The 16,861-nt window shown below is 72.3% G+C and carries 16 protein-coding genes; 10 read left to right on the top strand and 6 right to left on the bottom strand.

Going from position 1 to position 16,861, the window contains the following annotated elements; translation table 11 throughout:
- Nucleotides 1-542: hypothetical protein (locus ABZ904_RS15545; protein ID WP_361823566.1), on the bottom strand; the 542-nt coding region annotated here is incomplete at its 3' end.
- Nucleotides 543-575: 33 nt separating this feature from the next.
- Here ABZ904_RS15545 and ABZ904_RS15550 point away from each other — a divergent pair.
- The 3 genes from ABZ904_RS15550 to ABZ904_RS15560 all read left to right on the top strand — a co-directional run bounded on the left by ABZ904_RS15550 (nucleotide 576) and on the right by ABZ904_RS15560 (nucleotide 3,231).
- Entirely contained in the window at nucleotides 576-707 is a 132-nt protein-coding gene (locus ABZ904_RS15550; protein WP_361823569.1) for a hypothetical protein, read from the top strand.
- A gap of 191 nt (nucleotides 708-898) precedes the next feature.
- Nucleotides 899-2,146, top strand: a complete 1,248-nt coding sequence (locus ABZ904_RS15555) for an aminotransferase class I/II-fold pyridoxal phosphate-dependent enzyme (protein ID WP_361823572.1) — start codon at nucleotides 899-901, stop codon at nucleotides 2,144-2,146.
- Nucleotides 2,143-3,231 carry an MBL fold metallo-hydrolase gene (locus ABZ904_RS15560; RefSeq protein ID WP_360998338.1) on the top strand — a complete coding sequence of 363 codons (1,089 nt, stop codon included), beginning with the start codon at nucleotides 2,143-2,145 and terminating at the stop codon, nucleotides 3,229-3,231. The genes ABZ904_RS15555 and ABZ904_RS15560 overlap by 4 nt, the downstream gene beginning before the upstream one ends.
- 13 nt (nucleotides 3,232-3,244) lie before the next feature.
- Here the strand turns inward: ABZ904_RS15560 and ABZ904_RS15565 are convergent, their stop codons facing one another.
- Both ABZ904_RS15565 and ABZ904_RS15570 read right to left on the bottom strand, forming a co-directional pair.
- Entirely contained in the window at nucleotides 3,245-3,871 is a 627-nt protein-coding gene (locus ABZ904_RS15565; protein WP_359409384.1) for a VTT domain-containing protein, read from the bottom strand.
- Nucleotides 3,868-4,641: an MBL fold metallo-hydrolase gene (locus ABZ904_RS15570; RefSeq protein WP_359409386.1), complete on the bottom strand. Its 774-nt coding sequence runs from the start codon at nucleotides 4,639-4,641 to the stop codon at nucleotides 3,868-3,870. The genes ABZ904_RS15565 and ABZ904_RS15570 overlap by 4 nt, the downstream gene beginning before the upstream one ends.
- 84 nt (nucleotides 4,642-4,725) lie before the next feature.
- Between ABZ904_RS15570 and ABZ904_RS15575 the strand changes: the two genes are divergently transcribed.
- The 6 genes from ABZ904_RS15575 to dnaK all read left to right on the top strand — a co-directional run bounded on the left by ABZ904_RS15575 (nucleotide 4,726) and on the right by dnaK (nucleotide 12,958).
- Nucleotides 4,726-5,178 (top strand): hypothetical protein, encoded by a 453-nt coding sequence (locus ABZ904_RS15575; RefSeq protein WP_360998337.1) that lies wholly within the window; start codon nucleotides 4,726-4,728, stop codon nucleotides 5,176-5,178.
- Between the two features lie 114 nt (nucleotides 5,179-5,292).
- The gene (locus ABZ904_RS15580; RefSeq protein ID WP_360998336.1) at nucleotides 5,293-7,374 is read left to right on the top strand and encodes an alkaline phosphatase family protein; all 2,082 of its coding nucleotides are present in this window, start codon (nucleotides 5,293-5,295) and stop codon (nucleotides 7,372-7,374) included.
- 133 nt (nucleotides 7,375-7,507) lie between these two features.
- The gene (locus tag ABZ904_RS15585; RefSeq protein ID WP_361823801.1) at nucleotides 7,508-8,569 is read left to right on the top strand and encodes a MoxR family ATPase; all 1,062 of its coding nucleotides are present in this window, start codon (nucleotides 7,508-7,510) and stop codon (nucleotides 8,567-8,569) included.
- Nucleotides 8,566-10,359, top strand: a complete 1,794-nt coding sequence (locus tag ABZ904_RS15590; RefSeq protein WP_361823577.1) for a hypothetical protein — start codon at nucleotides 8,566-8,568, stop codon at nucleotides 10,357-10,359. The genes ABZ904_RS15585 and ABZ904_RS15590 overlap by 4 nt, the downstream gene beginning before the upstream one ends.
- A gap of 114 nt (nucleotides 10,360-10,473) precedes the next feature.
- Nucleotides 10,474-10,899, top strand: coding sequence for an OsmC family protein (locus tag ABZ904_RS15595; RefSeq protein ID WP_359409394.1), 426 nt, complete (start codon nucleotides 10,474-10,476; stop codon nucleotides 10,897-10,899).
- Nucleotides 10,900-11,065: 166 nt separating this feature from the next.
- Nucleotides 11,066-12,958 (top strand): molecular chaperone DnaK, encoded by a 1,893-nt coding sequence (gene dnaK / locus ABZ904_RS15600; RefSeq protein WP_361823580.1) that lies wholly within the window; start codon nucleotides 11,066-11,068, stop codon nucleotides 12,956-12,958.
- Nucleotides 12,959-13,043: 85 nt separating this feature from the next.
- On the opposite strand, the gene ABZ904_RS15605 is transcribed toward dnaK, so the two are convergent.
- The 3 genes from ABZ904_RS15605 to ABZ904_RS15615 form a co-directional block, all read right to left on the bottom strand.
- Nucleotides 13,044-13,847 carry an SAM-dependent methyltransferase gene (locus ABZ904_RS15605; RefSeq protein ID WP_359410748.1) on the bottom strand — a complete coding sequence of 268 codons (804 nt, stop codon included), beginning with the start codon at nucleotides 13,845-13,847 and terminating at the stop codon, nucleotides 13,044-13,046.
- Between the two features lie 38 nt (nucleotides 13,848-13,885).
- Complete coding sequence (locus ABZ904_RS15610) at nucleotides 13,886-14,749, bottom strand: helix-turn-helix transcriptional regulator (RefSeq protein ID WP_361823583.1); 864 nt, start codon at nucleotides 14,747-14,749, stop codon at nucleotides 13,886-13,888.
- Nucleotides 14,750-14,841: 92 nt separating this feature from the next.
- Nucleotides 14,842-15,669 carry a helix-turn-helix transcriptional regulator gene (locus tag ABZ904_RS15615; RefSeq protein ID WP_361823586.1) on the bottom strand — a complete coding sequence of 276 codons (828 nt, stop codon included), beginning with the start codon at nucleotides 15,667-15,669 and terminating at the stop codon, nucleotides 14,842-14,844.
- 27 nt (nucleotides 15,670-15,696) lie between these two features.
- Here ABZ904_RS15615 and ABZ904_RS15620 point away from each other — a divergent pair, with 27 nt between their 5' ends.
- A complete protein-coding gene (locus ABZ904_RS15620; RefSeq protein WP_361823589.1) occupies nucleotides 15,697-16,761 on the top strand; it encodes an ADP-ribosylglycohydrolase family protein in 1,065 nt (354 codons plus the stop codon).
- Nucleotides 16,762-16,861: the final 100 nt, after the last annotated feature.

The following is a 16,861-nucleotide window of genomic DNA, read 5'->3' on the forward strand; positions in this document are numbered from 1 at the left end:
AGCCGGGGACACAGCTGGGTGACGGGTCGCCTCAGCAGCCTGGCGACGGGTCGGTCCAGCAGCCAGGGGGGCAGCAGGGATACGGGCAGCTGCAGCAAGGGGGGACGGGGCAGGGCGACGGCGGGGTTCAGCAGCCGGGGACACAGCTGGGTGACGGGTCGCCTCAGCAGCCTGGCGACGGGTCGGTCCAGCAGCCAGGGGGGCAGCAGGGATACGGGCAGCTGCAGCGGCCAGGGGGGCAGCAGGGATACGGGCAGCTCCAGCAGCCCGGGACGGAACAGGGATACGGCCAGATGCAGCCCGGGACCCAGCAGGGCAACGGGTCGGCTCAGCAGCCGGGGACGCAGCTGGGCAACGGGGGGCAGCCGGGGAAGGAGCAGGGATACGGCCAGCTCCAGCAGCCCGGGACGCAGCAGGGCAACGGGTCGGTTCAGCAGCCCGGGACCCAGCCGGGGAACGGGTCGGTTCAGCAGCAGCCCGGGAAGGAGCCGGGCGACGGCGCGGGTGGTTCGCAGGGCCGGCAGCAGGGGGGCCAGGACCACAGGACGCGGCCTCCGGTCGATCCCCAGCACGGCGTGCACGCCGGCGAAGGGGGCGCCTTCGCCGGGTCCGAGCCGACACTGGTCGCGGGCGGCGTGCTGATCGGGGGCGCGCTCGCCGCCGCCGCCCACCGCGGCTACCTCCACCTGGCGACCGGCAGGGGCTGACCCTGTGACCCGGGCAAATCGGGCGGAGCCCATGAGCGGCCGGATCCCGGGGTACTCAGAACCCGAGAGCACCATCGGCACCACAAGGGAACAGAAGTACGAGGACGAACCGCGGCCATGGGCCGAGGGCCCTGCATGAGCCGCAGCCCGCGGGAACCGTCCACCGCACCACGGACTGCGCGGAGGCATGCATGCGGCGCACGGATCCGGAAGGGCACGGCCCCGTCCGTTACGGCCCGCCCTTTCCCGACCAGGGGTTGCCCCTGTTGCCGAGTCTGTCCGCCGCCATCGCCGAGGCCGCCGACTTCGAGGGCCCCGGATCCTTCGCCCGCACACCGCCCCTGCTGGAAGCCGCCGGCGGCTACTACGCGCGGCGCGGGCTGCCCGCGGAGCCCGACACGGTGGCCGCCGCCCCGGGTGCGCCCATCCTGTTCGCCGCCGTGACCGCCGCGCTGGGCGGGGACGTGCTGGTGCCGCGGCCGTGTCCTGCCTGGTGGGCACCGCAGATCCGGGCGCTTCGGCGGTCCGTGTTCCATGTCCCGACCCCCGCCGAGTGCGGCGGTGTGCCGGACCCGTACGCCCTCCTGGAGACCGTCCGCAGGATCCGCGCCGAGGGCGGCGACCCTCGGCTGCTCGTGCTCGCGGTAGCCGACGACCCGACCGCCACCGTCGCCCCGCCCGAGCTGGTGCACGAGACGGTCGAGGCCGCCACCGCGGAGGGCCTCCACCTGGTGAGCGACGAGACCTGGCGCGACACCGTGCACCGGCCGGACGACACCGTGCTGCTCAGCCCCGCCGAGATGGTCCCCGACCGGGTCACCGTCGTCACCGACCTCGCCGGGCCCTTTCTGCCCCCCGGCTGGCCGGCGGCCGTCGCCCGGTTCCCGGCGACCGCCGACGGCGCCGGGCTGCGCGCCCGCGTCCTGGACGTGCTCACCGCGCTCGGTGCCCGTATCGCCGATCCGGTCGCCGCGGCGGCCACATACGCCCTGGACGAGTCCGCCGACGTCGACCAGCGCCTGACCAGGGGCACCGCGCTGCACGCGCGCGTGGCCGCCGCCGCGTACCGGGCCGTGGTCACCGCGGGAGCCGTTGCCCGGCCCCCGCAGGCCGGGCGCCACTTCTACGCCGACCTCGACCCGCTGCGCTCCGCGCTCGGCGCGCACGGCGTCGGCGACGCCCAGGAACTGGAGGACTTCGTCAGCGCCCGGCTCGGTATGCCCACGCCCGGCGGCCACCGGTTCGGAGACGACCTGGCGGCCCTCCGTGTCCGGCTCTCCACCGGCCCGTTCCTCGGCACCACCGCCGAGGAGCGGGCCCAATGCCTCATCTCACCCGAGCCGTTGGAACTGCCACATGTGCAACGCGCGTTGAACCTCCTGGGATCGGTCTTCGACGATCTACGCGACGACGCTCAGCGATGGGAGCCTCCTCGATGACGCAGCAGTCCGAGCCGACCGAGCCGATGACGAGTCCCGCTCCGGCGTACCGGAGCGCCGCCGAGCCCTCGTCAACGTCCCTGCTCAGCCCGGTGTCCGGGCTGCCGGCTCCGCTACCGCCACTGGCCGAGCCTCGTCCGCTCGGCGAGCGCCGCATCTGGCCGCGCTCCTTCTTGGACCGGCTGACCACGCCCCTGCCCGGAATCAAGTCCCTCGCCCGCTTCGCCCGCGAAGGTGCGATGCGGCCACGGCCCGAGGGCCTCACGGACATCCCGCTGCTGCCCTACGACCCGGCCCCGCTGCCCCGCGTCGACTGGCGCACGGTGGCCGTCTCCTGGGCGGGGCACGCCAGTTGGGTGGTGCGGATCGGCGGGCTGACCGTGCTCACCGACCCGGTCTGGTCGCGTCGCATCCTGGGCACACCGGCCCGGATCACCCCCGTCGGAGTCGCCTGGAGCGACCTGCCGCGCGTGGACGCCGTCGTCGTCAGCCACAACCACTACGACCATCTGGACGCTCCGACCCTGCGCCGACTGCCGCCCGACACACCGGTCTTCGTCCCGGCCGCGCTCGCTCCCTGGTTCCGGCGGCGCGGGTTCACATGCGTCACCGAGCTGGACTGGTGGGAGGGCGCCGAACTCCACGGTGTCCGCTTCGACTTCGTGCCGGCCCACCACTGGTCCAAGCGCACCCTGACCGACACATGCCGTTCCCTGTGGGGTGGCTGGGTGCTTACGGCACCCGACGGACAGCGGGTCTACTTCGCGGGTGACACGGGCTACGGCCGCTGGTTCCAGCGGATCGGACAGCGCTACCCGGGCATCGATCTGGCGCTTATGCCGATCGGCGCCTACGACCCGCGGTGGTGGCTCGGCGACGTCCACTGCGACCCCGAGGAGGCCGTGCGCGCCGTGCGGGACCTCGGCGCACGGAGGATGGCGCCCATGCACTGGGGCACGTTCGTGCTGTCCGCGGAGCCCGTCCTGGAACCGCTGACCCGGGTGCGGGCGGCCTGGGAGCAGGCGGGACTGGCCCGCGAGGACCTCTGGGACCTGCCCGTCGGGGGTTCACAGGTGCTGGGCTGAACCCCGCCCCGTCTCAGGAGGTCGCGGCCCGGCGCATCCGCCGCCACATGCCGGGCGCGGCGCTGATCACCACCGTCAGTATCACCGCCGCCGCCACGCCCTCCCAGGGCTTGGGGAACAGCGATCCGCCGACTATGCCGATCAGCGCGTACGTCGCGGCCCAGGCGAGGCAGGCGGGCGCGTCGCCCCGGGCGAAGTCGCGCAGCGGCATCCGGGCCAGCAGGCAGGCGAGCATCACCGGGATGCGGCCCGCGGGGACGAGCCGGGAGAGGGTCAGCACCGCGATGCCGTGGTCGTTCAGCTTCTCCTGCGCCTGGGCCAGCCGGTCCTCGGGGGCGCGGTCGCGGATCGTCTCCAGCCACCGGGAACCGTTCTTCGACCGCATGCCGCGCCGCCCGAGCCAGTACAGCGCGAGGTCCCCCAGGAAGGCCGCGACCGCGGCGACGACGAACACCAGCGCGAGCGAGAAGGGCGCGGTCTGGTGGAAGGCCACGACCGCCGCCGAACTGACCAGCGCGCCCGTCGGTACGACCGGCACCAGAGCGCCGATCAGCACCAGCAGGAACAGCGACGGATAGCCGACCGCCTGCTGTGCCGACTCGGGGGTCACGCCCGTACCGGTGGCCGAGAGGAATATCACCGCGCGACCTCCGGGCGGACGCTCTCGCCGTGCGCCAGCAGATGCACCGCCACCTCCGGCGCGCGTCGCGCGGCAAGGCGCACGAACTCCTGTCCGGGCGCGTGGAATTCATGAGGGCGCACCGCATCCATGCCGATCGGCCAGTACGTGCCGTAGTGCACCGGCACGGCACTGCGCGGCATCAGCCGGGCCAGCGCCTCCGCCGCGCGCCCCGCGTCCAGATGCCCCGGCCCGAGATACGGTCCCCAGCCGCCGACCGGAAGCAGCGCCACATCGACGGGACCGACCACCTCGGCCATCGTGTCGAACAGAGCGGTGTCCCCGGCGAAGTACGTCCGTGCGGCGCCCTCGATGACGAACCCGAGGGCGGGGGAGCGATGCGGCCCGACCGGCAGCCGGCGCCCGTCGTGCCGCGCAGGCACCACCCGTACGACCAGGTCACCGACCGGCACCCGGTCGCCGGGCACGACCTCGGTGAGCCGCAGACGACCGAGCCTGCGCAGACCCGGCACCTGGGCCAGGGCACCGCGCGGCAGGAGCAGGCGGGTGCCCGGGGCGAGGCGGGCCAGCGACGGCACATGCAGATGGTCGACGTGCAGATGGGAGACCAGCACCACGTCCGCGACGGCGGCCTCGGCCGGCGGCACCGCGCTGCGCCGCCGTCGCAGATGCGCGAAACGGCGTGCGAACAGGGGATCGGTCAGCACACGTGTTCCGGAGTCCTCGACTGTGCAGGTGGCGTGACCCCACCACGTGATCTCCACCGGCACTTCATTGCCTCCTTCGTGCGACTCCCCTCGAGCCTACGGGCAGGAGTAGGGTCGGCGGCGAAACCCTGAGGTGAGGGGGACACCATGGGAGATGCGCACGAAGCCTCCGGCACGCGTGGCGCCTTGGGCGGGGGCGCCCCGATCCGGGTGACGGCGATCGCCAGTCTGACGCCGCTGGAGGAACTGGACGCGGACCCCTTCCTCGTCGACTCCCGCAGCCAGCACGCCATGTGCGCGCGCTGGGCGGCGGAGCGGGGGTACGTGGTCACGCGCGAACTGCTCGTCCGGGGCCTGCGCCACGACCACAGCGCCCTGTGGGCCGATGTGGAGGCGGGCCTCGTCGACCTGTTCGTCGCACCGAGCCGCCGGGTGCTGGAGCGGGCCCTGTCGTCCGTGGACGACTTCACCGCGGAGTGCGCCCGCCGCGGCGTCCGGGTCGAGACCGTCGGCCGCGCGGAACCGTCGTACGACGCGCAGATGAAGGCCTGTGTCCACCGCCGTCTGTCCATGCCGACGGCGGGCTACGACGGCCGCTGACCAGCCGCCGCCCGCTCTGTGCTCCAGGCCCCGTTTCGGCGGCCTGCGGCCGTTGTGACAAAGTGGGGCGGATCCCCTGGGATCGCATCGGCCGGGACGTGAGGTGAGCGGGGCGTGGGTCAGGAGCGCTGGCGGAGACTGATCAGCGGAGTGGGGCGGAGCGCCACCGTATGGGCCGTGTCCACCGCCACGATGCTCGTCCTCGCAGGACTGCTGCCCGACTTCCGGCTCCAGTCCGCCGCCGGTGACAGCGTCACCCGCATCGCCCTCACCGCCGCGGCCGGTGCCGGTGTCTTCGGTCTGCTGTCCTCTCTCGTGTGGCCGCTGCTCGTCCGCCTGCTGCTGCTCGTACCCACCCTCGTCCTCGGGCTGCTGGTCTTCTTCCTCAACGGATCGCTGCTGCTGCTCGCGCTGCGGCTCACCCCCTCGGGCCAGGGCGAGGCCGCCCCCGAGACCGCCGTCGTGGTCGCGGCGGTGATGTCGGCCGTCGCCTCGGCGACCGGGGGCGCCCTCGCGGTGCGGGACGACGCCGCCTACGGCAGGCGGCTGTACCGGCTCGCCGCCCGCCGGCGCAGACGCGGCGACGACCGGGCCGGACGCCGCGCCCCGGCCGTCCTTTTCATCCAGCTCGACGGTGTCGGGCACGACGTGCTGCGGGCGGCCGTCGGCAAGGGGCTCATGCCGACCGTGGCCTCCTGGCTCGGGCCCCGCGACGGCCAGGGGCCCAGCCACCGGCTCACCTGCTGGCGCACCGACTGGTCCAGCCAGACCGGCGCCAGCCAGCTCGGTATCCTGCACGGCTCCAACCACGACGTTCCGGCGTTCCGGTGGTACGAGAAGGAGCACCGGGAGGTCATGGTCTGCAACCGGCCCGCCAGCGCCGCCGAACTCCAGCGCCGGGCCATCGAACGCGCCGGTGGCGGCGGACTGCTCGCCGGCGACGGGGCCAGCCGCGGCAACCTGTTCAGCGGCGGCGCCGACGAGGTCGCCCTCGTGCTCTCCGTCGTCGTCAGAAGGGGACGGGAGAACCGCTCCCGGGCGGGTTACTTCGCCTACTTCAGCGATCCGGCGAACGCCGTCCGCACCGCCCTGTCGTTCCTCGCCGAGGTCGGCCGCGAGATCGCCGAGTCCACCCGGGCCCGCCTCACCCGGCAGCGGCCCCGGGTCAAGCGTGGCGGCCTCTACCCCTTGGTCCGCGCCTTCGCCACCGTCGTCGAACGCGACGTCGTCGTCGCCGCGGTGATCGGCGACATGCTCGCCGGACGCAACGCGGTCTACGCGGACCTGGTGGCCTACGACGAGGTGGCCCACCACTCCGGTCCGCACAGCCGCGACGCCGAGAAGGTCCTGCGGCGGCTGGACCGCTGCCTCGCGCTGCTGGCCCAGGTCGCCGAGCACACGCCGCGCCCCTACCGGATCGTCGTGCTGTCCGATCACGGCCAGAGCCCCGGCGAGACCTTCCGCACGCGCTACGGGCTCAGCCTCGCCAATCTGGTGCGGGCGGGCTGCGGACTGCCCGTACCGCGCAGGGTCGAGCGCACCCACAGCGGGACCGAGGCACGCGCGGCGGTGCGGGCCGCGCTGCGCCGTCCGGTCCAGGCGGGCGGCGAGGAGCGCCGGCCCGCCCGGCGCCACGACGAGCCGGTCGTGCTCGCCTCCGGCAACCTCGGACTGGTGTCGTTCCCCGATGTGCCGCACCGGATGACCAAGGAGGAGATAGACCGCCGGCACCCCGCGCTGCTGTCGACGCTCGCCAACCACCCCGGTGTCGGCTTCGTCCTCGTGCGCAGCGAGGAGCACGACGGGGTGGTGCTGGGGGCGTTCGACGCCGAGGTCCCGGTCGGCCGGCTCGCCGACGGGAGCGGCCCGCTCGCCGGATTCGGCCCGGGCGCCGCCGACGCCGTCCGCCGCACCCACTCCTTCCCGCACACCGCCGACATCATGGTCAACTCCTGGTACGACCCCGTCGAGGGCGAAGTCCTCGCGTTCGAGGAGCAGATCGGCTCGCACGGCGGACTCGGCGGTGCCCAGGCGCGGCCGTTCCTGCTGTCGCCGGTGACGCTCTCCGCCCCCGAAGAAGAGGGGGCCGAGCTCGTCGGGGCCGAGCAGGTCCACCGGCTCTTCCGCCGCTGGCTGCGCGAGTGCGACGGCCCTCAGGTGCCGCTGTCCGCGACCGAGGACGAGCGCGTCGCCTGAGCCGGGAGGAATCCGGTGCCGGCACCCGCACGAAAATGACATGACGGCCGCGTCGGTCATTGAGAACCTCGACGGTGAGCAACCGCGTCCGCGAGAGCGGCGCCGGTTCGGACCCGAAGAGGAGAGCCGCTGCGTGCAGGCAGCCGTCACCGTCACCCCCGCCCGCATCCCGGAACTGCTGCTCGGTCTCGCGACCGTGCGGCCGGTGTTCATCTGGGGTGCCCCCGGCATCGGAAAGTCGTCCCTGGTGCGCGCGTTCGCCGAGTCGCTGGGGCTGGAGTGCGTGAGTCTGCTGGGCACCCAGCTCGCCCCCGAGGACCTGATCGGCGTCCCGCAGATCCGGGACGGACGCTCGGTGTTCTGCCCGCCCGAGGCGATCGCCCGCGACGAGCCGTACTGCCTGTTCCTGGACGAGCTGAACGCGGCGACCCCGGATGTGCAGAAGGCGTTCTACTCGCTGATCCTCGACCGCCGCATCGGCAGCTACGAGCTGCCGAAGGGCTCCATCGTCATCGGCGCGGGCAACCGCTCCACCGACAACGCCCTCGCCCGGCCGATCGCCTCGGCGCTGGTCAACCGTCTCGCCCACGTCCACCTGGAGGCCTCCGCGAAGGACTGGCTCGTCTGGGCGGCGGCGAACGCCATCCACCCGTGGATCCTCGACCACCTCACCGACCGGCCCGACCACCTGTGGTCCAAGCCGCCCAAGACCGAGGAGCCGTTCTCCACGCCCCGCTCCTGGCACATGCTCTCCGACGCGCTGCACTCCTTCGGCCGCGACCTCGACGAGGAGACGCTGAAGGTGCTCGCCCACGGCACCCTGACCCCGGCACACGCCACCGCCTTCTGCGGGTACGTCAAGATCGTGCGCAGCCAGTACGGCATCGAGGCCATCATCAAGGGCGACGCCCACTGGCCGCACCGCATGCAGGACCGCGACCTGCTGTACTACCTCGCCGAGTCCTTCCGGGGCCGGCTCGTCAAGGAGCTGCCCGCGAGCAAGGAGCACATGTCGGCGAACGGACGCCAGACCGCGTACCGCGCCAAGTCGCTGCTCGTGCAGCTCGCCGAGATCTCCGTCGAGATAGCCCAGAGCGTCATAGCCTCCGACGCGGACGGCAACCCCGTCCTGCCGGCCTGGTTCCTGGTGGAGGCGGCCCGGGACATGTCGCGGCTGGTGGAGGCGCGGCGATGACCCGCACCCGCCCCAAGAAGAAACGGGACTTCGCGGCGGAGGCCTTCGCCGAAGGCATGCGGCTGATGCGGGCCAACCCGGCGCTGGCCGCCGTCGAGTTCAGCGTCTGCCGCGCGGAGGAGTGCACCACCGCGCCCCGGGACGGGCTGGTCCGCGTCGACTCCGACGGCGTGCTGCACGCCCATCCGGACCGGCTCGCCGACCCCGCCGACTGGGCCTGGGCGCTGGCGCACGCGGTGCTGCACCTCGGCTTCGGGCACGTCCCGGCGGCCAAGGGCCCGCGTGTCCAGCCCGACCGCCACGACATCGCGGCGCGCTGCGTGGTCGTCAACCGGTTCCTGCTCGGCTTCCCCGTCGGCAGGTTCCCCGAGGACCTGCCGGTCTCCTACCCCGACGGCGACGAGGAGCAGCTCGCCGCGCGCTGGCGCCGGGACGGTCTCCCCGCCGTGTACGAGCGCTGCGGGACGGCGGGCGGGGAGCCCGACCAGCTGCTCGTGGACGGGAAGGGCTGGTGGGGGCCGGCCCCCGACTGGCAGCTGGCCTTCGCCACCGCGCTGACCCGGACCGTGTCCGCGGCGATGGACATGGCGGGCGGGCGCCGTGACTCCCTGGACGGCGAGGCGACCCGGCCGCGCCCTTGGGAGCAGGCGCTGAGCTGGTTCATCTCCTCCTACCCGCTGCTCGGTGGCGTGGCGGCCGGGATCAAGCTGGTCGCCGACGCCGAACTCGCCCGCGCGCACGGCATCTCCGTGGCCGCGGTGAACGCCGAGGCGGGCGAGATCTACATCAATCCGCTGCGGCAGTTCGAGGACGAGGAGTGGCGCTTCATCCTGGCCCACGAGATGCTGCACGCCGCCCTGCGCCACGGCGACCGCTGCGGCACTCGCGACCCGTACCTGTTCAACATCGCCTGCGACTACGTCATCAACGGCTGGCTGCGCGAGATGCAGGTCGGCACGATGCCCGAGGGGCTGCTGTACGACTCGGACCTCGCGAGCCTGTCCGCGGAGCAGGTCTACGACCGCATCGCCGGCGATCTGCGCAGGATGCGGCGGCTGGCCACGCTGCGCGGCAGGGGTGTCGGCGACGTGCTGGGCGCGCCGCTGCGACCGCCCGGCGACCACGTCGACCTCGACGAGTTCTACCGCCGGGGCCTCGCGAACGGCCTGGACCTGCACCAGCAGCAGGAGCGCGGTTTCCTGCCCGGCGGTCTGGTCGAGGAGATCCGTGCGCTCAGCCATCCGCCACTGCCGTGGGACGCCCGACTCGCCCGCTGGTTCGACGAGTTCGTTCCGCGCCCGGAACCCGTACGGTCGTATGCGCGCCCCTCGCGCCGGCAGAGCTCCACGCCCGACATCCCGCGTGCGGGGCGCTACTTCCCGCCCGAGGAGGTGGCCCGCTGCACCTTCGGTGTCGTCCTGGACACCTCGGGCTCCATGGACCGCGTCCTGCTCGGCAAGGCGCTCGGGGCGATCGCCTCGTACGCCGAGGCCCGTGACGTCCCCGCGGCCCGGGTCGTCTTCTGCGACGCCGCGCCGCACGACGCCGGCTATCTGCCGGTCACCGACATCGCGGGCCGGGTACGGGTCCACGGCCGCGGCGGTACGGTCCTGCAGCCGGGGATCGACCTGCTGCACCGGGCACAGGACTTCCCGCCCGGTGCCCCGGTCCTGGTGATCACGGACGGCTGGTGCGACGCGCTGCGGGTACGGCGGGAGCACGCGTATCTCATACCCCAGGGCGCACGGCTGCCGTTCACGCCCCAGGGGCCGGTGTTCCGGGTCCGCTGAACCCGGCGCCCGGGGACCGGTTCGTCGCCATGTCCGGTGCGTGCGCCGCGTGCCGATGTGATCGGATGGTGCCTACGGAACCCGGCAACGGGCCCACACGTGAAAGGAAGAACCGTGGCAACCACGCGCACCGCACACACCGTCTGGGATGGCAATCTGCTCGAAGGCAACGGCGTCGTGACCTTCGACTCCTCCGGCATCGCTCAGCAGCCGGTGACGTGGGCTTCGCGCGCCCAGGACGCGAATGGGAAGACCAGCCCCGAGGAGCTGATCGCCGCCGCCCACTCCAGCTGCTTCTCCATGGCGCTGTCGCACGGCCTGGCCGGCGCCGGCACCCCGCCCACCAAGCTCGAGACCAAGGCCGACGTCACCTTCCAGCCGGGTGAGGGCATCACCGGCATCCACCTCACCGTCGAGGGCACGGTCCCCGGGCTGGACAACGACGCCTTCGTCGCGGCCGCCGAGGACGCCAAGAAGAACTGCCCCGTCAGCCAGGCCCTCGCCGGTACGACGATCACCTTGGACGCCAAGCTCGCCTGACGCACGGACGTCCGCAGTGCCGCGCCCGCCACGAGGGGGCGCGGCATCGCCGTTTCCTGGGTAGGTGCAAGAGGGGCCGGTCTGCCCGGCCGGCAAGGGGATTGACAGGGAGCCACTCAAGTTTTGTGATGGAGCGCGTAAAGCGCCCTGGCGGAAGGGGACGGCGATGGCACGGGCGGTGGGGATCGACCTCGGTACGACGAACTCGGTGGTGGCCGTCCTGGAGGGCGGTGAGCCCACGGTCGTCGCCAACGCGGAGGGGGCGCGGACCACTCCGTCCGTCGTGGCCTTCGCCAAGAACGGCGAGGTGCTCGTCGGCGAGGTCGCCAAGCGGCAGGCCGTGACGAACGTCGAGCGCACCGCGCGCTCGGTCAAGCGGCACATGGGGGACACGAACTGGCGTTTCCCGGAGAAGGGATCCGTCGACGGCACCCGCTACCGGGCGCAGGAACTGTCCGCCCGCGTCCTGCAGAAGCTCAAGCGGGACACGGAGGCGTATCTCGGCGAGGACGTCACCGACGCCGTGATCACCGTGCCCGCCTACTTCGACGACTCCCAGCGGCAGGCCACCAAGGAGGCCGGGGAGATCGCGGGACTCAAGGTCCTGCGGATCATCAACGAGCCGACGGCCGCGGCCCTCGCCTACGGACTCGACCGCGGCGAGGAGCAGACGGTCCTCGTCTTCGACCTCGGCGGCGGCACCTTCGACGTCTCCCTGCTGGAGATCGGGGACGGCGTGATCGAGGTGAAGGCCACCAACGGCGACACCCGTCTCGGCGGCGACGACTGGGACCAGCGGGTCGTCGAACACCTCGTCAAACGCTTCAAGGGGCAGTACGGCATCGATCTCGGCGCCGACAAGATGGCGCTGCAACGGCTGCGCGAGGGTGCCGAGAAGGCCAAGATCGAGCTGTCCAGCTCCACCGAGACGAGCATCAACCTGCCCTACATCACCGCCTCCGCGGAGGGGCCGCTGCACCTCGAGGAGAAGCTGACGCGCGCCCAGTTCCAGGAGCTCACCGCCGATCTGCTCGATCGCTGCCGGACCCCCTTCCACCAGGCGGTCAAGGACGCCGGCGTGAAACTGTCCGCCATCGACCATGTCATCCTCGTCGGCGGCTCCACCCGTATGCCGGCCGTCACCGACCTGGTCAGGGAGCTCACCGGCAAGGACCCGCACAAGGGTGTCAACCCCGACGAGGTGGTGGCCGTCGGCGCCGCGCTCCAGGCCGGTGTCATCCGCGGCGACGTCAAGGACGTCCTGCTGCTCGACGTCACCCCGCTGTCCCTCGGTATCGAGACCAAGGGCGGCATCATGACCAAGCTCATCGAACGCAACACGACCATTCCCACCCGGCGTTCGGAGATCTTCACCACCGCGGAGGACGACCAGCCGTCCGTCGGCATCCAGGTCTACCAGGGTGAACGCGAGATCGCCGCGTACAACAAGAAGCTCGGCGTCTTCGACCTGACCGGGCTGCCGCCCGCACCACGCGGGGTGCCGCAGATCGAGGTGGCCTTCGACATCGACGCCAACGGGATCATGCACGTGTCCGCGAAGGACCTGGCGACGGGCCAGGAACAGAAGATGACGGTGACCGGCGGCTCCGCGCTCGCCAAGGACGAGATCAACCGGATGATGCGGGACGCGGAGCAGTACGCCGAGGAGGACCGGGGGCGCCGGGAGGCCGCGGAGACCCGCAACCAGGCCGAGCAACTCGTCTACCAGACTGAGAAGTTCGTCCGGGAGAACGAGGAGCGCATCCCGGCCGGCACGAAGGACGAGGTGACGGCCGCGACCACCGGTCTGAAGGACCTGCTGAAGGACGGGGCCGACACGGCGACGCTGCGGGCCGGCATCGAGAAACTCGCCACTGTCAGCCAGAAGATGGGGCAGGCCATGTACGCGCAGTCCCAGCAGTCCGCTTCCGATGATTCGGGAGCTTCCGGCGACGGACACGGCGCCCCCGGCGACGAACACGGGGCTCCCGACGACGAGTCGGTGGTGGACGCGGAGATCGTCGAGGACGACAAGGACGCCAGGGGAGGGGCGGCCTAGTCGCGGAGCCCAGGCGGGCGGCGATCCGGGGTGGCCGGGCAGAGACGGGGTGCGGCGCCGGTCGCCGGCGGTCGCCGAAGCCGGGTCAGGGCTTGCGCGCGACCCCCGCGTACACCGGCACGATGCCCTCCGCCTGGGCCGCCACGTCCTCGGGTTCCGGCCGCCAGCCGGAGACGGGGATCACTCCGGGGCCGAGGAGTTCCAGACCGTCGAAGAAGCGCGAGAACTCGGCGAGCGGGCGTGGGAAGAAGGGCGTGCCGCTCTGCTGGAACAGGCCCGCGGCCCGCTCGACGGACTCGCGGTTCAGGTCGGAGGTGACCTGCGACAGGACCAGATGGCTGCCCGGGGCCAGCGCCTCGGTGTACCGCGCCAGCAGCCCGTGGACCTCGTCGTCGAGATAGTGGGTGAGAGCGATCAGCGACAGGGCGACCGGCTTCCCGAAGTCCAGGGACTCGGCGGCGCGGGCGAGGATGGCGTCCGGGTCGCGCACGTCCGCGTGGACGTAGTCCGTGCTGCCCTCGGTGGTGCCGTGCAGCAGTGCCTGCGCGTGCCGCAGCACGATCGGGTCGTTGTCGGCGTACACCACCCGGGCCTCGGCGACGACCTGCTGTGCGACCTGGTGGAGGTTGGGCTCGGTGGGGATGCCGGTGCCGATGTCCAGGAACTGGCGTACCCCCGCCTGCGCCAGCGTCCGCGTCGCCCGGTGCATGAACCGGCGGTTGGCGCGCGCCCCGCGCCGCACGGTCGGGTCCGCGGCGAGGATCTTCCGGCCCAGTTCCTCGTCCACCGGGTAGTTGTCCTTGCCGCCCAGCCACCAGTCGTACACCCGCGCGGGGTGCGGCCGGCTCGTGTCGAGGCGGGCGGTCGCTGCGTCACGTCCGGTCGTCATGCGGATGCTCCTGGGGGTGAGGAACGGGTCGGCATCGGTCAGAAGGTGTCCCGGTACTCCTGGAGGATCTTCCGCGTGCGCTGCACCGAGGCCGCCTTCGCGGACATGTGGTCCAGGACTTCCAGGTGCAAGGCCACCTCGGGGCGCGAGTCGAGATACAGGGCGCCGGTCAGGTACTCGCTGTAGACCATGTCCGGCAACTCCGGCTCGGCGAACCGGAACAGCACGAACGGGGTGTACGTCCCCGGGTGCGGTCCGGAGGCGTACTCGGCGATCTGCAGCGTGATCCGAGGGTTCTCGGTGACGTCGATGAGCCGGTCGAACTGCTCGCGCATCACCCGGGAATGGATGCTGACGGGGCGCCGGAGCACCGTCTCGTCCATGATCACCCAGAAGTGCGGCGGGTCCTGGGAGGTGAGCAGCTTCTGCCGGGCCAGGCGCAGCGCCACATGCCGCTCGATGTCCTGAGGGCGGACCTGCCCCACGGTCCCGGCCTCCAGCACGGCACGCGCGTAGTCCTCGGTCTGCAGCAGCCCGGGCACGAAGTGCGGCTCGTAGGAGCGGATGATGCGGGCGGCGCCCTCCAGGCTCACGTGCATGCTGAACCACTCGGGCAGCACGTCGTGGTAACGCTGCCACCAGCCGGGTTGATTGGCATCTTCGGCCAGCCGGACGAAGGCGGTGACCTCCTCGTCGGGCACACCGTACGTGGCCAGCAGCACCTGCAGATACGGGATCTTCAACGCGACGTCGGCGGTCTCCATGCGCCGCACGGTGGCGGCCGTGACGCGCAGGACCCGCGCCGCCTCCTCCCGCTTCAGCCCGGAGGCCTCCCGTAACTCCTGCAGCCGCCGCCCGAGCACCACCTGCCCCACGGTGGGCGCAGCCCGCCGTTCACTCACGCCACGCCTCCCCTGCCTGACGAAGGATGCGAGCAGTGTGTCACGTTCGAGTGAAAGTCTCATGGGTACCGGCGAACCGGCTTGATGAGAAGTCAAATCCCTTCTGAACGAAGGTACTTAACCGTCGCCGGATCCGCGGGCAGAAACGTCTCGATGGCCAGTTCCGCGACCGTGATGTCCATCGGGGTGTTGAAGGTGGAGATGGACGAGACGAAGGACAGCACCCGCCCGTCGTGTTCGATCCGCAACGGGAGCGCGAACCGGGGAACGGACTGCTCCGGCTCGAACTCGGCCTGCTCCGGGACCGGATAGGCCGCCACCTCCTCGTACAGGGCTCGCAGTGACGTCGAGCACTGCAGGGCGATCTGACGGCCCATCTGGGCCAGCAGATGTCCCCGCCATTCGCGCAGGTTCCGGATGCGCGGTGCCAGGCCCTCGGGATGCAGGGTGAGACGCATCGCGTTCGGCGACGGGGTGAGCAGCCGCTCCGGGACACCCTCCAGGAGCATCGCGATGCCCCGGTTCGCCGCCACCACGTCGTACTGCCCGTCCACCACCAGCGCGGGGTAGGGCTCATAACCCTGGATCAGCTGCTCCACCCCCGCGCGCAGCGCGTCCATCGACGGGTCGTCCAGCGGCGTCCGGGGGTAGTGCGGGGCGTATCCGGCGGCCAGCAGCAGGGCGTTGCGGTCGCGTACCGGGACGTCCAGATGCTCGGCGAGCCGCAGGACCATCTCCTCGCTGGGCCGCGACCGGCCCGTCTCGATGAAGCTGATGTGCCGCGTCGACGACCCGGCCCGCAGCGCCAACTCCAGCTGAGTGACCCGGCGTTGCTCCCTCCAGCCGCGCAGCAGTGGGCCGACACCCTGCTCCACAGGGGCCGGTGAGGAGGCGGCGGAGGCGGACGCGACAATGGTCATAAGAGGACCGTAGTCGAGGAGTGGTGCATGTACGACCGGCTCAACCCGTCCTGGGAGGCCACCGCCGTCTACCGGGCCAGGGTGCGCGGCTGTCTCCTCGGGGGCGCGATAGGCGACGCCCTCGGGTACCCGATCGAGTTCGCCTCCCTGGACCGCATCCGTGGGATGCACGGCGCGCGGGGCGTCACCGGTCTCGTCCCCGGTGGCGAGGGCGTGATCGGCCGTGTCACCGACGACACCCAGATGACCCTGTTCACGGTGGAGGGGCTCCGGCAGGCGCACGACCGCGAGCGGCACAAGGGCATCGGCGGCGGCTGGTCCCGGCTGGTGCGCGAGGCGTACGGACGCTGGTTCGACACCCAGCGTCTGCCCAGCCCGCCCGAGGGCGCGACCGGGCTCGCCGCGCAGCCCTGGCTGTACGCGCGCCGCGCCCCCGGCAACGCCTGCCTCTCCGGCCTGGCCCAGGACTTCGTCCCCGACCCCCTGGCCGAGCTGGGCCGCCCCGGCCCGGTCAACTCCGACTCCAAGGGCTGCGGCGCCGTCATGCGCTCGGCGCCCTTCGGACTGAGCCGGGTGCCCGCCGAGACCGCGTTCGGCATGGCCGCCCGGTCCGCCCAGACCACCCACGGACATCCCACCGGCTATTACTCCTCGGGCGCCTTCGCCGCGATCGTCGCCCACCTCGTCGAGGGTGACTCCCTGGAGGGCGCCGTGCTGCGCGCCCTGCGCCTGCTCGCCCGGTACCCCGGCCACGAGGAGACGACGGCCGCCCTGCGCGGCGCCCTCGACCTGGCCGCCGAAGGGGCACCGACCGCGGAGAAGGTCGAGACGCTGGGCGCGGGCTGGATCGCCGAGGAGGCGCTCGCCATCGCCGTGTACTGCGCGCTCGTCGAGCCGGAGATCCAGCACGCGCTGCTGCTGTCCGTCAACCACTCCGGCGACAGCGACTCCACGGGCGCCATCTGCGGCAACCTGCTCGGCGCCCACCACGGCGACCACCGGCTGCCGCACGAGTGGCTGGAGCGCGTCGAGGGGCGTGCCGAGATCACCGTGGTGGCGGACGACTTCGCCTCGGAGTGCGTACGACATTGAGAGCCCGGACCGTACGGCACCGAGGGCACGGGCGTGCGTACGGTGCCGTACGGAGGGGATGTGACAGGGTGGGTCCACCCCGCCCGGTACGGAAGGAGCC

Origin of the sequence: Streptomyces sp. NPDC046900, assembly GCF_040644975.1 — a bacterium.
Lineage (GTDB): Bacteria > Actinomycetota > Actinomycetes > Streptomycetales > Streptomycetaceae > Streptomyces.